The organism is uncultured Helicobacter sp. (assembly GCF_937906905.1).
Taxonomy (GTDB): domain Bacteria; phylum Campylobacterota; class Campylobacteria; order Campylobacterales; family Helicobacteraceae; genus Helicobacter_B.
In genome coordinates, this window is record NZ_CALERY010000034.1 from 60131 (window position 1) to 79315 (window position 19185).

The window sequence follows — 19185 nt, forward strand, 5'->3', positions numbered from 1 at the left end:
ACTAAACAATTTTAAAAAATCGCCGATAGTAGTGTTACCTAAGCTAAAATCACAAGGAGGTTGTCATGGCAGAGGTAAATACAAATCAGGTATCTTCTATCAAAAACACGCTTTATGGTATGGTAAATAGCGCAGGACAAGCCTATAAACAAGATTCTATGCAGGCTTCAAATGCAAAGGCGGCAAATTCTACTCAAGTTCAGCGCGATGAGACGCATACTCGTGGTGAGCTTATACATACAGCAAAAGAAATCAATAAAAAAATGGAGCATATTGGTGCTGACATTAACTTCAGCTATAACGATGATATTGGCGGACTTGTCGTAACTGTGAAAGATCCAAGCAATGGTGGCAAGGTGATTCGCGAAATCCCTAGCAAAGAAGCCATTGAGCTCACAAAGAAAATGCACGAAGTAGTCGGGCTTATATTTGATAAGGAAGTGTAGAGTCTAGCTAGGATCAAAGAGCTGATTGTGGGAGATTGGGTATGGCAGTAGGTAGGATTAACTCATTAGGGGTTGGTAGTGGCGTATTGAGTTATGATGTCATCGATAAGCTGCGCGAAGCAGATGAAAAGGCGATGATCCGCCCCATAGAGCGTAAAATGGAGCAAAATGTCGAGAAGCAAACGGCACTTACAGAGATTAAGACGCTAGTCTCTGGTATCCGCACGCCTACCAAGATTCTCGCAGACTACTCCTCTTATCTAGGGCGCACAACCAATGTCAATAGCGATGCGATCAAAGCTACCGTGGCTAGTGGTGTGCCTATCCAGGATATTAAAATCGATGTTCATCAGCTCGCCCAGGGTGATATCAATGAAGTTGGTGGAAAGTTTGAAAGCAGGGATAGTGTCTTTAGCGAAAATGATGTCAATCTTAGCTTCTATACCCAGGGAAGAACCTATAATATCGCCATAAAAGGTGGTATGAGCGTGGGAGATGTCGCCCAGCTGGTTACCGATGAGACAAATGGTGAAGTAACAGGTTTGGTAATGAAAACAGGTGGGAGCAAGCCCTACCAGCTTATGCTAAATTCTAAAGGCATGGGCGATCAGAGCAGAATCTACTTTGGCACCACGCTTACGACAAATATCAATGCTGATAAGCAGCTAGACTTGGGCGATGGGGATTTGGTGCTGAAGCTCACAGACAAAAACGGCAACGAACAATCGCTTGATATTAAGCTAAAAACCGATGGCACAGGTGATAGTGCGCTTGCGATTAAGGAAGCTATACGAGAAGCCATAGAATCTAATAGTGAGCTCAAAGACTTGCTTGATAGCGATATCAATGTCGGGCTGGATAAAGATGGTAAAGGGTTGGTGATAAATGACTTGCGAGGGCATGCCATAAGTGTGGAGGGCGAGAAAGCTAGCTTACTGGGATTCCGCAATACCCAAGCCACACAAGAGCCACTTATAGAATCTAGCACCGCTGTCAAGGCTGGTAAGCTTAGTGGTGTGGTGATGATTGGTAGTGTGCCGCTTGATCTTAGCAAAATGACCAAAGACAAAAACACCAGCGAGCAAAATGCCCAAATCATCGCCCAAGCCATAGAAAATATCGCGGGCATGCACGCCAAGACTGATGGTGCAGGCAAGCTTACGCTCACATCTGAAGTAGGCGAGATCAAAATCCAAGCCCAAGATGACGCTAGCAAGCAGGCTGTGCAGGATTTGGGACTGCGGACAGGCGTGATACAAGGTTACTCCAAGCTCCAAGATAGCCTATTTAAAATCAAAAATATTCAGCAAGGGCAAGATGCGCTCATCTCTTATAATGGAGCGCAAATCTCGCGTCCTAGCAATGAGATAAACGATGTTGTAGGCGGTGTGTCTATGACTTTACAATCCACCACAGAGCCTGGTAAGCCAGCTATCATTAGTATAGGCAGAGATGATGCAAATATCATCGAACAGGTGAAAGAGTTTGTCAAAGCCTACAACGAGCTTGTGTCAAAGCTTAATGAAACCACGCGTTATGATGAGGACACAAGTATTGCTGGTGTGTTTAATGGCGTGAGTGATATCCGCACAATCCGCTCTTCGCTTAATTCTTTCATTAGTCATTCTGAGCTTACAGATGGCAAGCTTGCAAGCCTTGTGAATTATGGAATTACACTTAATGACAAAGGCGTGATGTTTCTTGATGAGGGGGCGCTCACGAGTGCGGTCGCCGCAGATCCAAAGGGCACGGAGGAGTTTTTCTATGGCAAAGATAAAGAAGATGCCTTTGGCAAAGAGACACATATCGATGGAGTTTTTACTAAAATCGATAAATTTTTAGCGAGTTTAGCCGATGGTAGTAATTCAAGGCTCGAAGCATTTGGCTCATCATTAGAGCGCGATGCCAAAACCTTGCAAAAAGACAAGAAAAGTGCGACAGAATTGCTCGATACGCGCTACGAAGCCATGGCAAACCGCTTTGCTGCGTATGATAGCCAGATTGCCAAGACGAAAAATGCTTTTGGCTCTGTGCAGATGATGATCGATCAATCTGTTGCTAAAAAGTAGCAATCAGCTAGTAAAGGACACTTATGAGAAGCAACGCCTATAACCTCTATCAGCACAATGAAGTCGCCGTAGAATCTCCAGCCAAGCTTATCGAAATGCTTTATGAGGGGATTTTACGATTTTGCGGGCAGGCTAAGCGCCATATGGAGCTAGGCGACATTGAGAAGAAAATCTACTACATCAACCGCGTTACTGACATTTTCACCGAGCTACTTAATGTCTTAGATTATGAGCGAGGTGGTGAGGTGGCGACTTATCTCACCGGGCTTTATACCCACCAGATAAAGCTTCTCACCCAAGCGAATTTCGAGGATAACCAAGAGAAAATCGATATTGTCATCAATGTCGCTAAAGGCTTGCTTGAAGCATGGAGAGAAATTCATCAAAATGAGCTGGCTTAATGGCATAAAAGTCGCGCTTATCCAAAAAGACGCGCAAAAGGCATTTGCTTATATCCAAGAGTTGCCAGAGTCCTTTGCAGGTCTTGAGGAAATGCTTGAGGCAAGAGAGCTTATCGCCCAAGTCATTGATTTGCTCGAAGAAGAAAAAAACCACACCAGAATCCAAATGCTACAAATAAAGGCTGCGAAAAAATTTCTCGAGATAAATGGCTAGGCTCTACCTAGAATCTAGTTTGAGATTCTAGCACTTTGGGTATTTGTGGCTAGATTTTGGTTATCAAGCAGTCCCAATCTTATATCTACTACTCATCTTGTAAAATCTTGAATCTACCTAAATGGCTTATAAAATGCGTGCGATGGAGTCGTGGCGAGAGCGAGCATTTCTCTATCGCCTTTGCTATCGCCATAGACATAGATTTCTGTATATGTGTCTAAAACATAGTGCGCGCGGATTCTTATGGCTTTTTGTGCGCCATAGCAGTTTGGCGTGGCAAAATCTCCACTTAATATCCCCCCACTCATCGCATTTTCTCCAGAATTTGGCGCATTAGTGCTGGATTGTCGCACACTAGAATCTAGGCTCTTAGAATCTAGCCCATTAGATTCTGGCAGGACTACTTCTAGTTGTGTGCCAATACACTCCATGCCAAGCCTTTGACATAGCGGCGCAAGGTATTCCTCGAAGCTCGCGCTTACTAGCACTACTTTGTCTCCGCGTTGTTTGTGCCACTCTAGGCGATCTAGGGCGGATTCTCTTAGCATGGATTCTAGCACGCTTGTGAAGCGCTCGCAGTATCCTATAAACTCCGCATGCTCCATTCCAGCAAAAAAATATCGCATGAGCGCTTGCTTGGCGGCAGTATTGCTAATAAGCCCTAGTATGTATCCTACTAGAATCCAGCAGCGCGAGAGTAGCCCGCGATAGAGTCGCCCACGCCCATGCACAAATGCCACAAATGCAAAGAGACTATCGCGCCGAGTCAAGGTGCCATCAAAATCGAAAAACGCTATATTCATGGTAATCCTTTATGATTGGCTTTGTGTGATACATTAGAGTGATTATTTCGATTTAGATTCTGCGCACCCGCACCAATATTTTGTCTTTCTACGCTAAAAGCTTAGGGCAAATTGCAAAAACCACTCTTCCCCCTTTGCGCTCACATATCGCTGGCGTAGCAGGGTCTCACTCCATGGGTCATTTGGGCGCGCTTCACCGATATTATCAGGTTTGCTGGTGTCAAATTTCGCGCCATCATAGCCATACCACCGCTCCTGCGCGATAGGGTAGTAGCTATGTTTGTAGCCAAAGCTAAGTCTCGCAAAGCGCGTGAGATATACACTCACTCCATAGCGTAGAAATCCCCCGCTCCCAGCAGCGAAAAACGCGTCATTAAGATTGCTTGCTTTGCCTTGTGCAGCAGCGGTGTTTTGCCAGGTTTTATTCTGTGGGTCGCCTTGGGAAAAGCGCGCGAACTCCGCACCTCCGCCAACAAACACACCAAGCTTGATATATGTCAGTCGTGAGGCGAAAAACCCATCGCCTAGGTAGAATCCAGCCCAGCGCTTGAGCGCGTAGTCGATAGGGAGATTGAGCAGGGCATCAATACCAAGCGCGAAGCTTAGGTATTTGCCATCTTGTGGAGCAAGCTGCGCTGCGTCGGGGGTCTTTTGAAATGTGAAAGAGTCCTCGACTTTGGTATTTGGGAGACTTGGGTGCTGCCCCATGATAAGGATTCCGCATTTATCTAGCGCTGCTTGTGGGGCTGGAGCTGTCATAACGCCCGTTTCTTTATCGTAGGTGGGATTACCCCATGCAGTGTTTTTGTCTAGGCAGATTTGATAGGCTTCTTGCAGGTTATTTGTAGTCGTATCGCGCTTGTCGCTGCCTTGAATCTTGCTCCCAAGCGAGCCGTTGCGCTGGGACATTTCGCCAAAAAGCCGCACCCCGATGATATGAAATCTGTCAAAAAAGTATTCCGCACCAAGCTCTAAGCTCATGCCGCTATCAAACATTCCCTGGTATGAGGCGCTTGTAGTATCGCCTGTGCAGAGCTGGTCGGGGCAGGTGGCGACTTCTTTGCTCATGCTTTGGCGCACATTTGTGGCATTGCTGCTTGCGCTGACAAGCCCCATGGCGACATAGGGGTGGAGGATATCTCCAAAAAGCCACTGCTTTTTGGGATTAGATTCTACATAGGCGTTAGAATCTAGTGTCTTTGGATCAAGCGCTTTGTGAGAGTGCTTGCGCACTTTGGGTGGCTCGGCAGGGATTGTAGATTCTGGAGGCGTGGCAGAATCTAGCTGTGCAAAGGATTGGATTGGGCTTTCTTTGGGATTTGTGGCATGGAGGCTGGCAGAGCAGAGAAGAGATAGCGAGATACACTGCAGTAGATTCATGCTGATTTGGCTAGTGCTTTGGCATGTGCTGTTTGTGGTATTTGGGTGAGATTCTAGGCTCATTAGACACTTCTTTTGTTAAGCTCAACTATGGGCGCACTGCCCCACTCTAGCGGTGTCAAAGCAAAAAACTCCTCAATACACTCGCGCATAATTTTTGGCTGCGTGATAGAATTTACCACACTGCGAAATGCGCTCGCACCCTCATGACCTTTGGCATAGGCATGTAGATTTTTGCGAAACATCACCACCCCGCGATCCCCATAGAATCTAACCATAGAGTCAAAATGCTCGAGCACGAGCTCTTGCTTGATAATGCAAGGCAGCTCTTCGCTCCCCTCGCGGATCTGCCAGAAAATCCACGGGCTTACCAGTGCTGCACGCCCGATCATAAGCCCATCTGCGCCCGTGCGATTAAGCACTTGTTGGGCTTTGGCTGGGGAGTCGATTTCGCCATTTGCGATGAGCGGGTGGCGGCAGGCAGACTTCATCGCAGCAATAGCATCGTAGTCGATTTTGTCTTTTTTGTAGCCATCTTTGCGTGTCCTGCCATGCACCACGACAAAATCCACTGGTGCGTCATTGAGTGCTTGCACGATTTCTAGGGGGATTTTCTGCTCGAAGCCTAGGCGCACCTTTACGCTTGTGTAGCTTGTGCGACTATGCTCGCGTATAAGTGTGAGTAGTTTCACAAGCAGCGGGAGATCTTGCAGGAGACCGCTGCCATTGCCATGGTTTGCGACTTTGGGCGCAGGGCAGCCGCAGTTGAAGTCCAAAATATCAATACCGATACGAGTGATTTGCTCATTGATTACATTCACCGCGCGAGTGATGATTTCTGGCTTTGATCCTGCGATTTGCACGCTGTATGGGGACTCTGCTGGAGATTTTTCTAGCATTTTGAGCGTTTTGGTGCTGGAGAATGCAAGGGCGTGCGAGCTTACCATTTCACTCACCGTTACATCTACGCCAAATCGCTTCACCACCGAGCGAAAGGGCAAATCTGTATAGCCAGCAAGGGGTGCTAAGAATAGTAGGGGCTTGGCGCGCGAACCCTCGTGCAAAAATTTCTGCAAAGAATCTAAGCCCATTGTCATGTAGCAAAATCCATATATTTAAGTGAGATAGAGTGGGCATTATAGCACAAACAATCCCAAACGCCTTTGTGCTGGATTTTCTTGAATATATTTAGAGTATTGGATATTTTTCTTGGTAGATATTCTTTCGAGTATGGCGAGTGTGATTGGTAGCCAGACCAGCGGATTTAAGTGATTTTTTAGCACTTGGGGCTTACAATTTGTCGCTTGAGAAATCTCATGGATACTTTAACCATACTTAAGGAGTAAATATGCAAGACAAGAATGCCACAGAGGCGCTGTTTTCTGAAGTTTCTGCACGGCTTGAGCGTATTGCTAAACTACCTGCACATAATGCAGAGAGATCGCTTGAAAGTGAGCTAGAGAGTAAAGGGGTCTCTCGACGCGATTTTATGAAATGGGCAGGCGCAATGACGGCGGCACTCTCGCTCCCAGCGAGTTTTGCGCCACTAACAGCGCGTGCGGCAGAAGTTGCCAATCGCACGCCTGTGATTTGGCTACACATGGCAGAATGCACAGGCTGCAGCGAGAGCCTGCTACGCACAGAAGATCCAAGTGTGGATTCTATACTCTTTGATATGATCAATCTTGAATATCATGAGACAATCATGGCTGCTTCAGGCTATCAAGCAAGCCAGAATCTAGAAAATGCCATCAAAAAGCACCATGGCAACTATATTCTCATGGTTGAAGGTGGTATCCCAAAAGGTAATGAGTATTTCTTGACAATTGGTGCAGATGGCACCACAGGTGCGCAGGAATGCCGCCACGCCGCAGAAGGTGCTATGGCGATTTTTGCTATTGGGACTTGCTCGAGCTATGGTGGTGTGCAAGCAGCTGCACCAAACCCAACTAACGCCCAACCACTTGATAAAATCATCTCTAAACCTGTGATTAAAGTCCCTGGCTGCCCACCAAGCGAGAAAAATATCGTAGGTAATGTATTGTATTTCATCATGTTTGGCAAGACACCTCCAACCGACGCCTTTGGGCGACCGACTTGGGCATATCAGCATAGGATTCACGATCTCTGCGAGCGTAGGGGGCATTTTGATGCGGGCGAGTTTGTAGAAGCATTTGGCGATAGCAACGCAGAGAAAGGCTACTGCCTCTACAAGGTAGGCTGCAAAGGTCCTTATACTTTCAATAACTGCTCCAAACTCCGCTTCAACTCCCACACAAGCTGGCCCATACAAGCAGGACATGGCTGCATTGGCTGCAGTGAGCCAAACTTCTGGGATACGATGAGCCCATTTGAGCGACCCTTGGGGAATACGCCTTTCCATACCGCATATAATGGCTATGGCGCGGATAAGGCAGCAGATACAATCGGCACCGCAGTGCTTGCAGCTACTGCAGTAGGAATCGCAGCACATGCTGTAGTATCAAGCATGGTCAAAGCCAAATAAGCGTGCAAAGCAGAATCTAAGGAGAACACATGTCAAAAAGAATTATCGTCGATCCAATTACCAGAATCGAAGGACACTTGCGTATCGAAGTTATTGTTGATGAAAACAATGTCATTACAGACGCATTCTCTTCCTCTACACTATGGAGAGGGCTGGAGAAGATTATTGTAGGGCGAGATCCTAGAGACGCAGGTTTCATCGCGCAAAGAATCTGCGGTGTCTGCACATATAGCCACTATAAAGCAGGGATTATGGCAGTCGAAAATGCGCTTGGTATCACTCCTCCACTCAATGCACAAATGGTGCGAAGCCTTATGAATATCTCGCTTTTCTTGCATGATCATATTGTGCATTTCTACACGCTACACGGGCTTGATTGGTGTGATATCACAAGTGCTCTTAAAGCCGATCCGGCAAAGGCTGCGAAGGAGGCTTACAACTACACGGATATCCCGCTCGCTGCTGGGGAAAGCGACTTAAAGGCAGTGCAAAAACGCGTTGGTGATTTTGTCCAGCAGGGAGCGCTTGGACCATTCCAGAATGCGTATTGGGGACATAAGACATACAGATTTTCACCAGAACAAAATCTTATCGTTCTATCTCACTACCTAAAACTCCTAGAAGTGCAACGAGAAGTCGCCAAAATGATGGCGATATTTGGCGCGAAGCAGCCACACCCACAAAGCCTCACTGTGGGCGGTGTAACTTCTGTCATGGATATTTTGGATCCATCAAGGCTCGGCGAGTGGAAGAGTAAGTTTGACATGGTGGCAGACTTTGTCAAGCGCGCATATTGGGCGGATCTTGTCATGGCAGGCAAGGTATATGCTAGTGAGCCATCTGTGGCGGCGACAGGCTGTGGTGTAAAAAACTTCTTATCACACGCCGAAATGCAAATTGGTGAGAATGAATACCTCTATAGCACAGGGATTGTGAAAAATGGCGATCTAAGCAAACTCTATGATTTAGATGAGAATCTAATCGCTGAAGAGGTAACAAACTCTTGGTATAAATACGAAAACACTGATAAAGTCGCACTCCACCCTTATGATGGGCAAACTACGCCAGAATACACAGGATTCCAAGATGGCACAAGTATTGGACCAGATGGCAAAGAAATCAAAACCAAAAACCTAAACCACTCTGGCAAATATTCTTGGATCAAGTCTCCTCGCTATGATGGTGAGCCTATGGAAGTAGGACCTTTGGCGACTGTTGTGGTAGGACTTGCGGCGAAAAATCCTTATATCACGCCAATAGCGCAAGAGTTTTTAAAGCAAACGGGCTTGCCAGTAGGGGCGCTCTTTACCACGCTTGGCAGGACTGCGGCACGCTGTATCGAGGCGCGTGTATTGTGCGAGCATGGACTAAAAGCATTTGATACACTTGTGGAGAATTTGAAGGTCGATAAACGCACCTGCGCGCCGTATAGCATCGATGAAAATGAAGACTATAAGGGTCGCTATATCGGCAATGTGCCTAGGGGTATGTTAAGCCATTGGGTGAGAATCAAGGGCGGTAAGGTAGAAAATTACCAAGCTGTTGTGCCTTCAACTTGGAATGCTGGTCCAAGGGATTCTCAAGGCAAAAAAGGTCCGTATGAGATGAGTCTTATAGGCACAAAGGTCGCGGATATTACACAGCCTCTAGAGATTATCCGTCATATCCACTCGTTTGATCCTTGTATTGCCTGTGCGGTGCATATTACAGACACCAAGGGCAACGAAATCAGCCAATATAAAGTCGAACCATCTTTTGCGCGTATATAAGGAGAGAGCATGAGAGCTGCAGTAGATTCTGGCAATCGAGATTTTCAAGCCCATACCGAGTTCTCCGGGCTTACTAGGATTTTTCACTGGTTGCGCGCGTTTGCGATTTTTGGGCTTATTGGCACGGGCTTTTATATTGCGCTACCATTTTTGAGCTCCACGCCAAGTGCCCAGCCCACACTTTTTACCCAAGCCTATATCCGTAGTATCCACTTGATTTTGGGCTTTATTCTCATTGCAATATCGATTTTCCGTGTGTATCTTTTCTTTTTTGATAAAGATGGTAGTAAAGAGGAGCGCCGATCGTTTAAGCAATTTGTCGATGTTAAGGTGTGGATTGCTTCGATTAAAACCTATCTATTTATCGGTAAGCATCCGCATATAGATGGTGCCTACAATCCCTTGCAATTTATCACTTACTTCACACTTGGCGTGCTGACATTGCTTGTGTGTCTAACGGGTGTTGCGCTCTATGGCAATGTCTATCATAGTGGGCTAGGTGGGGTGCTAGGTGTGTGCTTTAAATGGGTGGAGGTGCTGTGCGGCGGGCTAGCCAATGTCCGTGTGATTCACCATATTTTGACTTGGGCGTTTATTATCTTTATCCCGGTGCATATTTATCTTGTTGTGTGGAATTCTGTGAAATATCCAAATGGTGGGGCAGATGCGATTATCAGTGGTGTGCGCTATCAAAATGAGCTGAAAGTCTAGCATTGCGTGTTTTGGTGCTGGGGATAGGCAATATCCTTTTTGGCGATGAGGGCATTGGTGTTCATCTAAGCAACTATCTTAAAGTCAATTTTGCTTTCACTTCCAGTGAGCATAGTGTTGAGTTTATTGATGGTGGCACGCTCGCGCAAGCGCTTATTCCGCTAATTGTTGAGTATGACTATGTGCTTATGCTTGATAGCGTAGATGTGCATAATGGTAAAATAGGCGATGTGTATAGCTTCCCTTTCTCGGCTCTACCAGAGCAGGTTACTTGGGCAGGGAGTGCGCATGAGGTCGAAATGCTCCAGACTCTTAGAATGACACAGATTTTAGGCGATTTGCCACCATTACATATCATAGGGATTATCCCTAAAATCATCGGCGAGGATACGACATTTGCACTCTCACAGGAGCTTTTAGCGCAGTTTCCCACCATGGAGCAAGCCGCGCTCAATCATTTACAATCCCTGGGCTTTCATATCAAGCGCATAGGCTCTACACCCATTCAAGTCATCGCTGATAATTCCTACAAAGGCTATTAGAAGTTGTTCGCATTTATCTTCCATACGAGCAAATCTCGCTCCTATCTTGCGCCATTTGAAGACATGCTAAAGCGCCTTGCATGCGAGCATTCTTTGGCATTTGCGATAGGCTTTGATACTTCGATTTTGCCCTATCGCTATGAGTTTATTGTCGCGCTGGATTCTAAGCGATCCCCCCAGAATCAGCCCGAGCGAGAATCTATATTCCATGAGTGTGTGTTGGCATTTGCAGATGATATTAGCCGCTCATTGCCCATGAGTATGTATTTTGTCTTTCATGCCATAGAGCCGCGCGAACATTGCACGAAGCGATTTTCCAGCGCCTTTAAACTTAGTCAAAAACCTTTTGTCCCCTCCGTCCCAGAGATTGCAGAGCTACTTGCCTGCTTCATGCAAGAGAATCCTAAAGCTGATTCAAACCGAGATTCTACAAAATGGAGCAAACTTTATAGGCGGTTTTTCTCCCAGGTGCTTGGCACACTAGATTCTCATATCCAGCCCACCCAAATCACAAGCAATAAGCAAGGAAAAAAGCCAGCACACACATCTAGTGCTGCGCCTAGTTTGCATGTGATTGGATACCATGATCTTTATGCCGCGATTAAGGCTTTATTTCAACTTCTTCAGCAGCGCCCTATCACTATTGCCACGCCGATTGGTAGCTATACGCTCTCGCGCACGCCTATGATTTTAAGTGCCTTACAGACTTCGCGCGCAGCCCAGAGCACAGCAGAATCTACTGCGGTTTTTTGGGATACAAACGCACTGCAGACATTTATGCGCGTGGATTCTCTGCAGGTCTCATTTTTGGCGAGTATCGAGAAGCCTAGCATGCGGCTCTGCCCTAAAGAGATTTTTCGCGAGCAGTTTTTTCCAAAATCCCCACCTAGTGAAATGAGCGCTAGTAGAACTGCTGCTTGCAGCAGTGTAGAGATCCCATGCCAGCTTGCCTTTGACCCCATGCTTATGCTATTTGGGGCAGTGGCACGCGAAATGAGTGAAACAGAAGGATTGGCAGATGGGCTAGAAAGTGGATTGGAATATGTGTTTCTCACCAAAACTTCAAGCAAAAACCCTGATTTCATATATGGGTTGCATTGTTTTGCTCCAGTGCCTAAGCTTATTGTATGTGGTGGTGATGGGGTCTATATCGAGGAGAAACGCTCCTTGCACGATCTCCCCGCAATCATTAAACGCCACTATCCAGCCTGCAATCTTGCCCCAGAATCTACCCAGCCCCTAGAATCCAAACACGCCTCGCGTCAAAACCTATTGGATTCTAAGTCTCCAGATTCTCATGCTAAAGATTCGCCCTCTATATCAAATCCGCACAATCCAAACGCCAGACAAATGCTTGTGTGCTATCTCTCCACTAGCCATCAAAGCGCGATTTGGAGCTATAATGGCGCGCAGTTTTTCGAGCTACTGCCTATACATTTTCATGCGAGTGAGGCATATATGCTCTCCCAGCTTGAGCAGCATTATCAGGGCGCAGATAGGCTTATTGCAAACTATCGCAAGCATTTTGGTGATGATGCACTCGACTTTTGTGCGCACCCTGCGTCCCAGAATCTCGACTCGCGCAATTTGATTGACATGCTTGCTATTATCGCGCGCACACTTGGATACTGCAAGAAAGAGTCCGCCACCCCAAGTGCTATCTACTCACTACTAGATTCTGCCAAGCTTTGCTTGCGCGACAAGGGACCTAGAATTGACTATAAGCTTAAGAAGCTAGATTCTGGCGCGCTAGATCTTGACTACCCTAGAATCCTGCGTAGCTGTATGAGCTTCGCGCTCGCAGGTGTTGAGAAGGAGCTTATTGCCTATGGTGTGCTGGATTCTCTAGCGGAGTTTATGGGCGGATTTGTGCGTGATGTAGTGCAAAACTATGCGATGAAGCAAGTATTTTTATGCGGTGATATGCTTAGCCATAAAGTATTTTTGGATAAGATTCTGCTCTATCTGCCGCGCGATATCACGCTTATCCTGCCCCAAGATGGCTGGGTAGATTCTAAGTAGTGGATTGAACTAGGAGAAAAAATGCGATTTGAAATGCTCTATGCCAAAATCCATCGCGCACGCGTGAGCGATGCAAATATCAACTATGTAGGTTCAATCACGATTGATGAGACGCTATGCGAGGCAGCAGGCTTACTTGAAGGCATGAAAGTTGATGTGGTCAATGTCAATAATGGTGCGCGACTTAGCACTTATGTGCTGCTAGGGCAACGCGATAGCGGGGTAGTCTGTCTAAATGGTGCAGCGGCGAGGCTGGCATGCGTGGGTGATGTGGTGATTATCATCGCGTATGCAAGCATGGAAGCAGATGAAGCAAAAGCGCACAAGCCTAGAGTCGTGTTTGTCGATGAGCATAATGCTTTACAAGCCTAGAATCTATTTCCAACACTATCTCACACAATTTCCAAAGGAGCATGTATGTTTGATATGAATAATTTGCAAAATATGCTTGGCGATATGCAAAAAAACATTAAAGAGCTAGAGGAAAAATCCAAAGAGAGTGTATTCACCGCCAAAAGTGGTGGCGGGCTTTTGAGCGTGAGTGTTAATGGTGCAGGCGAGGTGGTAGATATCAATATTGATGATTCTTTGCTAGATGATAAAGATGCTCTCCAGATTTTGCTCATTTCCGCGCTTAATGAGGCATATAAAAATATGGAGAATAACAAAAAATCGCTAGCACTAAATATGCTAGGTGGGCTTAATCCTTTTGGCTCTTGAGTTTTTGGCTAAAATTTCGTATTTGCTTGGTAAGGGTGCGATTTGATGTGGCTTTCTCATAAATAAGTGAATTATAATAATACTTTAAGCATTTTTTTCTATAATTCCCAGAATCCACTTAAAAATGAAAGGAGCTACAATGCTATCAAAAGAGGTTATCGCGCGTCTAAACGACCAAGTCGCTAAGGAAATGTTCGCTTCAAATTTGTATTTGAGTATGAGCTCTTGGTGCTATACGCACCGCTTCGATGGGGCTGGGGCGTTTTTGTTCGAGCACGCAGGGCAGGAGAGTGAGCACGCAAAAAGGCTTATCACCTACCTAAATGAGACAGACTCTAATCTCAAGCTACAAGCGATCAAAGAGCCAGAATCTAGCTTTGCAAGCTTGCTTGATGTTTTTACAAAAACTTATGAGCACGAGGTTGGTATCACGCAGTCTATCAATGAGCTTGTGGATTTTACGCTATCGCATAAGGATTTTTCTACTTTCAACTTCTTGCAATGGTATGTCGCCGAGCAGCACGAAGAAGAAGCACTATTCCGCGGTATTGTGGATAAAATCAAGCTTGTAGGCGATAGTGGCAATAGTCTCTATCTTGTCGATCAATACATTAAAACTCTGCTTGGCAAATAGGCTTGGCAGGCTGGTCTCCGCGTATTTGGGCGGGGGCTAAACCCTAGAATTTAGCTTCATTATTTATCTCTTTCTACTTTCACGCTGATTTCATCTTGCTCCCCTATACTTGCAGCGTTTATGGATTTTTCTATAAACTACACCACTTTAAAGGATTGAAAATGACCACATTGCGATCGATTATCGTAGCGACAAGTTTTGTGGCTTGTGGGTTTAGCACAAGCTTTGGCGCGGATTTTAGCAAGCTAGATGATGCGGCGTTGGTAAAGAAAGTCGCAAGCCTAAGCGCGCAAGATGAGCCAGAGTTTGTAATGGAAGTGCATAAGCGACTAAAGGCAAAAGATGAGCCACAGGCGAAAGCGTTTAGAGACGCTATCCACCAAGCACGCAAAGCCGCGCACGAGAAGCTATCTAAAGAGCAGCGACAAAGCCGCGCAGTAGAAGTGTGCAAAGCTATGCAGAAAAAGACAGATTCTATGAGTGGCAAGGAGATTAGAGAAGTAGGGCTGAAAATCCACGCCGACTGCGAGAAGCTAAAAGAGTCCAAACGCAAAGAGCCAAAATGCCACAATCATAAAGATAAGCCCAAAGAAAAGCCTAGCGATAAGCCCAAAAAGGACAAATAGCACAATGGCGGCAAAACTCCTGCTTGTAGAAGATGATGTGTTGCTCTCTAGTATGCTTACTTCTATCTTGCAGGAGAGGGGCTTTAGCGTGTGCTTGTGCGAAGATGTGCAAAGTGCTATGGAGGTGGGATATGAAGAACATTTTGACCTCTATATCCTTGATGTAAAGCTCCCAAGCGGTGATGTGCAAAAAGTGGATTCTAGGGCAGATTCTAGCCTAGAGTCCAATGGCTTTACTCTCCTGCGCTATCTACGCTCTGTGGGCAAAACTAGCCCTGCGATTATGCTCACTTCTCTCGCCCAAGCGAGCGATGTCAAAGAGGGCTTTGAGTCTGGCTGTGATGATTATATCCGCAAGCCTTTTGATGTGGAAGAGCTACTGCTGCGTATCAACTCTTTGCTCAAACGACCATTTTACCACCAAGACTCTCCCACAATCACGCTGCATAATGGCGTGCGCTTTGACTGCATACAAAAGACACTCTACTCCCCACAAGGCGAGCTAATCGCGCTGACAAACAAAGAGCGCGAGCTTTTAGCCCTGCTTGTGCAAAAAAGAGGGCAGTTTGTCTCCCAAGATGAGATATTTGAGCGCGTATGGAGCTATGATGAGAGTCCTACAAGTATGGCACTGCGCGTATATGTGAAAAACTTACGCAAAATTTTGGGAAAAGAGAGCATTATCACCCAGCGATTTTGCGGCTACTGCTACAAGGCATAAAATGCGCTCCACACCGCCTAAAAGCGTGAAATTTCATAAGAGTATTTTGTCTATCTTGGCATTGTATCTTGGCACAAGTATCGTGCTGCTTGGGGTGATATGCTTTGTGATGTATCACAAAGGCTTGCAGAATCTTAAAGCCAACCAAATGGCGCAAATGCGCGATGACTCCATAAAAATCGCGGCAATTATCTATGAGCAAAAGGGCATAGAAAATGCGATAGATGAGCTAGAGAGCGCGATAAATACGCCATTTGCGATTGTGGATTCTAGCGGTGGAGTTGTGTTTAGCACCATTGCTTTTGATATTGGCGCGATCATAAGCGCATTAAAAACACAGCGTCCCGCGCACTTTGGGGAGCAATTTTTCATCGATCATCGATTTTTGCGCCATATTCCGCCGCCTAGTCAAAAATTCCCAAAAAAGATATTCCACTATGTCGATAGCCTGCATATCCGCATTATTTTGCAAGGCTACAATATCGATGATAGCTTCCCCATGCTTGCGCCAAAGCCCATAGAGCAGCTCTCTCTAGCCGCCATCGATGTCCCAAAAGAAGTGCGCAAGCTCAAGGTAGAAATTTGGCTCTACTTTGCCTGCGCCATTGTGCTTATGGGGATAATCGCCTACTACCTTACGCGCCTAGCCCTAGCACCCATACGAGAAAAAATCCAAACGCTTGAACGCTTCATTAAAGACTCTACACACGAGATCAACACCCCACTTAGCGTAATTTTGATGAGTGTGCAGAGCTTTGATACCAAAAATCTTAGCGCGAGTAATCTCACTAAACTCCAGCATATCAAGCTCTCCGCCCAGAATCTCAACCACCTCTACCAGAATCTTATTTTCCTAAATTTCTACCAAGGCAAGGGCGTGATACAAAAGCTTGATATGCAGGGGCTTGTAGAGCGAAGATTGGAGTATTTTAGCGCGCTCTTTGCGCAAAAATCCCTTACCATTACCAAAGACTTGTCCCCAGCCTTTTTGTATGCAAACTACGATGAAATCGTCATTTTGCTTGATAATCTCCTAAGTAATGCGATGAAATACAACAAAAAGGGCGGGAGCATTAGCATACAGCTCTGTAAGCTAGAATCCACTTTTGAACTCATCATTGCCGATAGCGGCTGCGGGCTAGAGCCTAGCGAGATAGAGCAGATTTTCACGCGCTATACGCGCTACCACGCAAGTCAAGGTGGCTTTGGCATAGGGCTGTGCCTTGTGAAAGAAATCGCCACGCGCTATGGGATAGGCATTTGCGTGGAGAGTGAAAAAGGCAAGGGAAGTGCGTTTATCCTATCGTGGCAGCAGCTCTTGCAGCGTTGCGGGTAGTAGAATCTGCTTACTAGGGCTGCATTCTAATGCTTGCTCGCGCTAGATTCTGCCTTTAGTATCGCTCCATAGCGATGACACCGCTACGCACGATTTCTTTGGGCTTGAAGCGCGACATAGCTTTGATGAGACTTGTGATCCTATGGGGCTTCTCTGTGGCGACGATGATGATGTATTTTTCATTGGCATTGGCGATTTTGCCATTGTAGGCACGCGCGAGCGCCTCGATACTAGCGAGATCCTCTTCTATGCTGATTTTGATAAGCACGCTTTCTTTCTCTAGGAAATCGTCGTTATCACTGACTTCAAGCACAGGGATAAGCTTATGGAGCTGCTTGATGATCTGCTCGAGCACGCGCGCTTCGCCATGGGTGGCAATTGTAATCCTAGAGAGATTGGACTCTGGTATGGGGGCTACGGTGAGTGATTCGATATTGTAGCCTCTGCCAGCAAAAAGCCCTGATACACGCGCTAAGACGCTATGTTCATTTACCACGACAACGCTGATGATTTTTCTAGTCATACTCTCTCCATTCACGCGTTAGAATCTATTCTGGCTAGATTCTAGGCTATTTTAGGATCATTTTATCAAGTGGTGCGCCACCTGGCACCATAGGCAGCACGCTCTCGTAACGATCCACCACAATATCTACAAGACATACGCGCTTGCTTGCAAGTGCCTTTTCAAGTGTGGGGATAACATCTTCTGGGCGCTCCACACGGAATCCTAGCCCACCAAAGCTCGCTGCAAGCGCGACAAAATCTGGCTGGAGTGATAAATCTGTATGCGAGAAGCGATTTTCATAGAAAAAGCTCTGCCACTGGCGCACCATGCCTAGGTAGTTGTTGTTTAAAATCACATTGACTACTGGAATCTCGCATGCTACGCAGGTCATAAGCTCCTGGATATTCATCAAAATACTACCATCGCCTGTGATATTGATGATATATTTGTCTTTATGTGCGAAATATGCACCCATTGCCGCTGGGAAGCCAAAGCCCATAGTCCCTAGCCCACCGCTTGTGAGAAATCTCCTAGGTGAAGCAAATGGATAAAACTGCGCTGCCCACATCTGGTGCTGCCCAACATCTGTGGCGATGATTGCATTATCGCCTAGTAGCGCACCTAGCTGCTCGATGACCCACTGGGGCTTAATAGATTCTGCGCTATGTTCATAGCCTAGGGGGTGGAGATTCTGGTGGCTGGTAAGGTGTTCGCGCCAAGGCGCAAAAGCAGCTGGTGAAACTCCAGAATCTATGGAGCGAGATTCTGGGGTATGAGAATCTACAAGCATGTCTAGGAGCATTTGCACCACTGCGCGCATATCGCCGATGATTGGATAATCTACATCGATGATTTTGCCTATCGAGCTAGGATCTACATCAATATGTGCGATTTTGGCATGCTTGGCAAATTCGCTCACTTTGCCTGTAACGCGATCATCAAAGCGCGCGCCAAAGCTTAGCAGCAAGTCGCACTCGCACATCGCCATATTTGCCGCATAGCTCCCGTGCATACCTACCATACCAAGATTGAGTTCGTTGGTAGATTCTAGCGCACCGCGCGCCATGAGGGTTTCTACTGCTGGAATCCCCATTTGGCGGAGAAATTCGCGCACTAGCGCACTAGAATCGCTTGCGATGACTCCGCCGCCAAGATAGGCTAGTGGGCGCACAGAGGAGGCGATCGCCTGCATAAGGGCTTGCACTTGTGAGCGTGCTGGTGTGGTGGTAGGCTGATAGCTAGGGAGATGTATTTGGCTTGGGTAGGAGAACTCCGCAATGCTTGCTGAGATATCTTTGGGGAGATCGATAAGCACTGGTCCATAGCGTCCGCTTCTAGCAATATAGAAAGCTTCTTTGATGATTCTGGGGAGATCGGCGATGTCTTTGACAAGGAAGTTGTGCTTGGTGCAGGGACGCGAGATTCCCACAGCATCGATTTCCTGAAAGGCATCTGTGCCAATTTGCGCCACAGGGACTTGTCCGCTTATAACTACCAGCGGGATAGAATCCATATATGCTGTGGCGATTCCGGTTACGGCGTTGGTAAAGCCTGGACCTGAAGTGATGATTGCCACGCCCACTTTGCCACTCGCGCGCGCATAGCCATCGGCTGCATGGACGGCGGCTTGCTCGTGGCGCGTGAGAATATGTGAAAAATATGTTTGCTTGTAGAGCTCATCATAGATGTTGAGCACCGCACCACCAGGATAGCCAAAGATAACCTCAACACCTTCTAAGTGCAACGCCTCAACGAGCATCTGCGAACCATTTAATACCAT

20 protein-coding genes are annotated in these 19185 nt (G+C 46.6%); 15 read left to right on the forward strand and 5 right to left on the reverse strand.

The window, feature by feature from the left end; translation table 11 throughout:
• Window positions 1-65 precede the first annotated feature (65 nt).
• Genes Q0171_RS08255 through Q0171_RS08270 form a run of 4 tightly spaced genes read left to right on the forward strand, consistent with a single transcriptional unit; the run spans window position 66 to window position 3130 of the window.
• Window positions 66-446 carry a flagellar protein FlaG gene (locus Q0171_RS08255; RefSeq protein WP_317279193.1) on the forward strand — a complete coding sequence of 127 codons (381 nt, stop codon included), beginning with the start codon at window positions 66-68 and terminating at the stop codon, window positions 444-446.
• A gap of 41 nt (window positions 447-487) precedes the next feature.
• Complete coding sequence (gene fliD, locus Q0171_RS08260; protein WP_299328869.1) at window positions 488-2515, forward strand: flagellar filament capping protein FliD; 2028 nt, start codon at window positions 488-490, stop codon at window positions 2513-2515.
• Between the two features lie 23 nt (window positions 2516-2538).
• On the forward strand, window positions 2539-2916 hold the full coding sequence (gene fliS, locus Q0171_RS08265; protein WP_299328871.1) for a flagellar export chaperone FliS: 378 nt from the start codon (window positions 2539-2541) through the stop codon (window positions 2914-2916).
• Window positions 2903-3130 (forward strand): hypothetical protein, encoded by a 228-nt coding sequence (locus tag Q0171_RS08270; protein ID WP_299328874.1) that lies wholly within the window; start codon window positions 2903-2905, stop codon window positions 3128-3130. Before fliS ends, Q0171_RS08270 begins: the two co-directional genes overlap by 14 nt.
• A gap of 113 nt (window positions 3131-3243) precedes the next feature.
• On the opposite strand, the gene Q0171_RS08275 is transcribed toward Q0171_RS08270, so the two are convergent.
• The 3 genes from Q0171_RS08275 to Q0171_RS08285 all read right to left on the reverse strand — a co-directional run bounded on the left by Q0171_RS08275 (window position 3244) and on the right by Q0171_RS08285 (window position 6404).
• Complete coding sequence (locus Q0171_RS08275) at window positions 3244-3933, reverse strand: HAD-IB family phosphatase (RefSeq protein WP_299328877.1); 690 nt, start codon at window positions 3931-3933, stop codon at window positions 3244-3246.
• A 93-nt stretch (window positions 3934-4026) separates the two neighbouring features.
• The gene (locus Q0171_RS08280; RefSeq protein WP_299328879.1) at window positions 4027-5376 is read right to left on the reverse strand and encodes a hypothetical protein; all 1350 of its coding nucleotides are present in this window, start codon (window positions 5374-5376) and stop codon (window positions 4027-4029) included.
• The gene (locus tag Q0171_RS08285; protein WP_299328943.1) at window positions 5376-6404 is read right to left on the reverse strand and encodes a tRNA-dihydrouridine synthase; all 1029 of its coding nucleotides are present in this window, start codon (window positions 6402-6404) and stop codon (window positions 5376-5378) included. The genes Q0171_RS08280 and Q0171_RS08285 overlap by 1 nt, the downstream gene beginning before the upstream one ends.
• Window positions 6405-6661: 257 nt before the next feature.
• On the opposite strand from Q0171_RS08285, the gene Q0171_RS08290 reads away from it, so the two are divergent.
• From Q0171_RS08290 to Q0171_RS08340, 11 genes are all read left to right on the forward strand, one after another.
• Window positions 6662-7819, forward strand: coding sequence for a hydrogenase small subunit (locus Q0171_RS08290; protein ID WP_299328882.1), 1158 nt, complete (start codon window positions 6662-6664; stop codon window positions 7817-7819).
• Window positions 7820-7848: 29 nt separating this feature from the next.
• On the forward strand, window positions 7849-9588 hold the full coding sequence (locus tag Q0171_RS08295; RefSeq protein ID WP_299328885.1) for a nickel-dependent hydrogenase large subunit: 1740 nt from the start codon (window positions 7849-7851) through the stop codon (window positions 9586-9588).
• Window positions 9589-9597: 9 nt separating this feature from the next.
• Entirely contained in the window at window positions 9598-10299 is a 702-nt protein-coding gene (gene cybH / locus Q0171_RS08300; RefSeq protein WP_299328888.1) for a Ni/Fe-hydrogenase, b-type cytochrome subunit, read from the forward strand.
• Window positions 10300-10301: 2 nt separating this feature from the next.
• A complete protein-coding gene (locus tag Q0171_RS08305) occupies window positions 10302-10841 on the forward strand; it encodes a HyaD/HybD family hydrogenase maturation endopeptidase (RefSeq protein WP_299328891.1) in 540 nt (179 codons plus the stop codon).
• A 3-nt stretch (window positions 10842-10844) separates the two neighbouring features.
• The gene (locus Q0171_RS08310; RefSeq protein ID WP_299328894.1) at window positions 10845-12863 is read left to right on the forward strand and encodes a hypothetical protein; all 2019 of its coding nucleotides are present in this window, start codon (window positions 10845-10847) and stop codon (window positions 12861-12863) included.
• 21 nt (window positions 12864-12884) lie between these two features.
• Window positions 12885-13235, forward strand: a complete 351-nt coding sequence (panD, locus tag Q0171_RS08315) for an aspartate 1-decarboxylase (protein WP_299328896.1) — start codon at window positions 12885-12887, stop codon at window positions 13233-13235.
• Window positions 13236-13280: 45 nt separating this feature from the next.
• Window positions 13281-13583: a YbaB/EbfC family nucleoid-associated protein gene (locus tag Q0171_RS08320; protein ID WP_299328899.1), complete on the forward strand. Its 303-nt coding sequence runs from the start codon at window positions 13281-13283 to the stop codon at window positions 13581-13583.
• Between the two features lie 139 nt (window positions 13584-13722).
• Complete coding sequence (gene ftnA / locus Q0171_RS08325) at window positions 13723-14217, forward strand: non-heme ferritin (protein WP_299328902.1); 495 nt, start codon at window positions 13723-13725, stop codon at window positions 14215-14217.
• Between the two features lie 161 nt (window positions 14218-14378).
• Window positions 14379-14843 (forward strand): DUF1104 domain-containing protein, encoded by a 465-nt coding sequence (locus Q0171_RS08330; RefSeq protein ID WP_299328904.1) that lies wholly within the window; start codon window positions 14379-14381, stop codon window positions 14841-14843.
• 4 nt (window positions 14844-14847) lie between these two features.
• Window positions 14848-15564 carry a response regulator transcription factor gene (locus Q0171_RS08335; RefSeq protein WP_299328906.1) on the forward strand — a complete coding sequence of 239 codons (717 nt, stop codon included), beginning with the start codon at window positions 14848-14850 and terminating at the stop codon, window positions 15562-15564.
• A 1-nt stretch (window position 15565) separates the two neighbouring features.
• Window positions 15566-16900, forward strand: coding sequence for a HAMP domain-containing sensor histidine kinase (locus tag Q0171_RS08340; protein WP_299328908.1), 1335 nt, complete (start codon window positions 15566-15568; stop codon window positions 16898-16900).
• Window positions 16901-16955: 55 nt separating this feature from the next.
• Here the strand turns inward: Q0171_RS08340 and ilvN are convergent, their stop codons facing one another.
• Entirely contained in the window at window positions 16956-17423 is a 468-nt protein-coding gene (ilvN, locus tag Q0171_RS08345; protein WP_299328911.1) for an acetolactate synthase small subunit, read from the reverse strand.
• Between the two features lie 46 nt (window positions 17424-17469).
• Complete coding sequence (locus Q0171_RS08350; protein WP_299328914.1) at window positions 17470-19185, reverse strand: acetolactate synthase large subunit; 1716 nt, start codon at window positions 19183-19185, stop codon at window positions 17470-17472.

What these genes read in the sequence shown, in the direction of transcription:
- Q0171_RS08255 (WP_317279193.1), top strand. Translation starts at nt 66, where the DNA reads ATGGCAGAGGTAAATACAAATCAGGTATCTTCTATCAAAAACACGCTT.
- fliD (WP_299328869.1), top strand. Translation starts at nt 488, where the DNA reads ATGGCAGTAGGTAGGATTAACTCATTAGGGGTTGGTAGTGGCGTATTG.
- fliS (WP_299328871.1), top strand. Translation starts at nt 2,539, where the DNA reads ATGAGAAGCAACGCCTATAACCTCTATCAGCACAATGAAGTCGCCGTA.
- Q0171_RS08270 (WP_299328874.1), top strand. Translation starts at nt 2,903, where the DNA reads ATGAGCTGGCTTAATGGCATAAAAGTCGCGCTTATCCAAAAAGACGCG.
- Q0171_RS08275 (WP_299328877.1), bottom strand. Translation starts at nt 3,933, where the DNA reads ATGAATATAGCGTTTTTCGATTTTGATGGCACCTTGACTCGGCGCGAT.
- Q0171_RS08280 (WP_299328879.1), bottom strand. Translation starts at nt 5,376, where the DNA reads ATGAGCCTAGAATCTCACCCAAATACCACAAACAGCACATGCCAAAGC.
- Q0171_RS08285 (WP_299328943.1), bottom strand. Translation starts at nt 6,404, where the DNA reads ATGGGCTTAGATTCTTTGCAGAAATTTTTGCACGAGGGTTCGCGCGCC.
- Q0171_RS08290 (WP_299328882.1), top strand. Translation starts at nt 6,662, where the DNA reads ATGCAAGACAAGAATGCCACAGAGGCGCTGTTTTCTGAAGTTTCTGCA.
- Q0171_RS08295 (WP_299328885.1), top strand. Translation starts at nt 7,849, where the DNA reads ATGTCAAAAAGAATTATCGTCGATCCAATTACCAGAATCGAAGGACAC.
- cybH (WP_299328888.1), top strand. Translation starts at nt 9,598, where the DNA reads ATGAGAGCTGCAGTAGATTCTGGCAATCGAGATTTTCAAGCCCATACC.
- panD (WP_299328896.1), top strand. Translation starts at nt 12,885, where the DNA reads ATGCGATTTGAAATGCTCTATGCCAAAATCCATCGCGCACGCGTGAGC.
- Q0171_RS08320 (WP_299328899.1), top strand. Translation starts at nt 13,281, where the DNA reads ATGTTTGATATGAATAATTTGCAAAATATGCTTGGCGATATGCAAAAA.
- ftnA (WP_299328902.1), top strand. Translation starts at nt 13,723, where the DNA reads ATGCTATCAAAAGAGGTTATCGCGCGTCTAAACGACCAAGTCGCTAAG.
- Q0171_RS08330 (WP_299328904.1), top strand. Translation starts at nt 14,379, where the DNA reads ATGACCACATTGCGATCGATTATCGTAGCGACAAGTTTTGTGGCTTGT.
- Q0171_RS08335 (WP_299328906.1), top strand. Translation starts at nt 14,848, where the DNA reads ATGGCGGCAAAACTCCTGCTTGTAGAAGATGATGTGTTGCTCTCTAGT.
- Q0171_RS08340 (WP_299328908.1), top strand. Translation starts at nt 15,566, where the DNA reads ATGCGCTCCACACCGCCTAAAAGCGTGAAATTTCATAAGAGTATTTTG.
- ilvN (WP_299328911.1), bottom strand. Translation starts at nt 17,423, where the DNA reads ATGACTAGAAAAATCATCAGCGTTGTCGTGGTAAATGAACATAGCGTC.
- Q0171_RS08350 (WP_299328914.1), bottom strand. Translation starts at nt 19,185, where the DNA reads ATGGTATTAAATGGTTCGCAGATGCTCGTTGAGGCGTTGCACTTAGAA.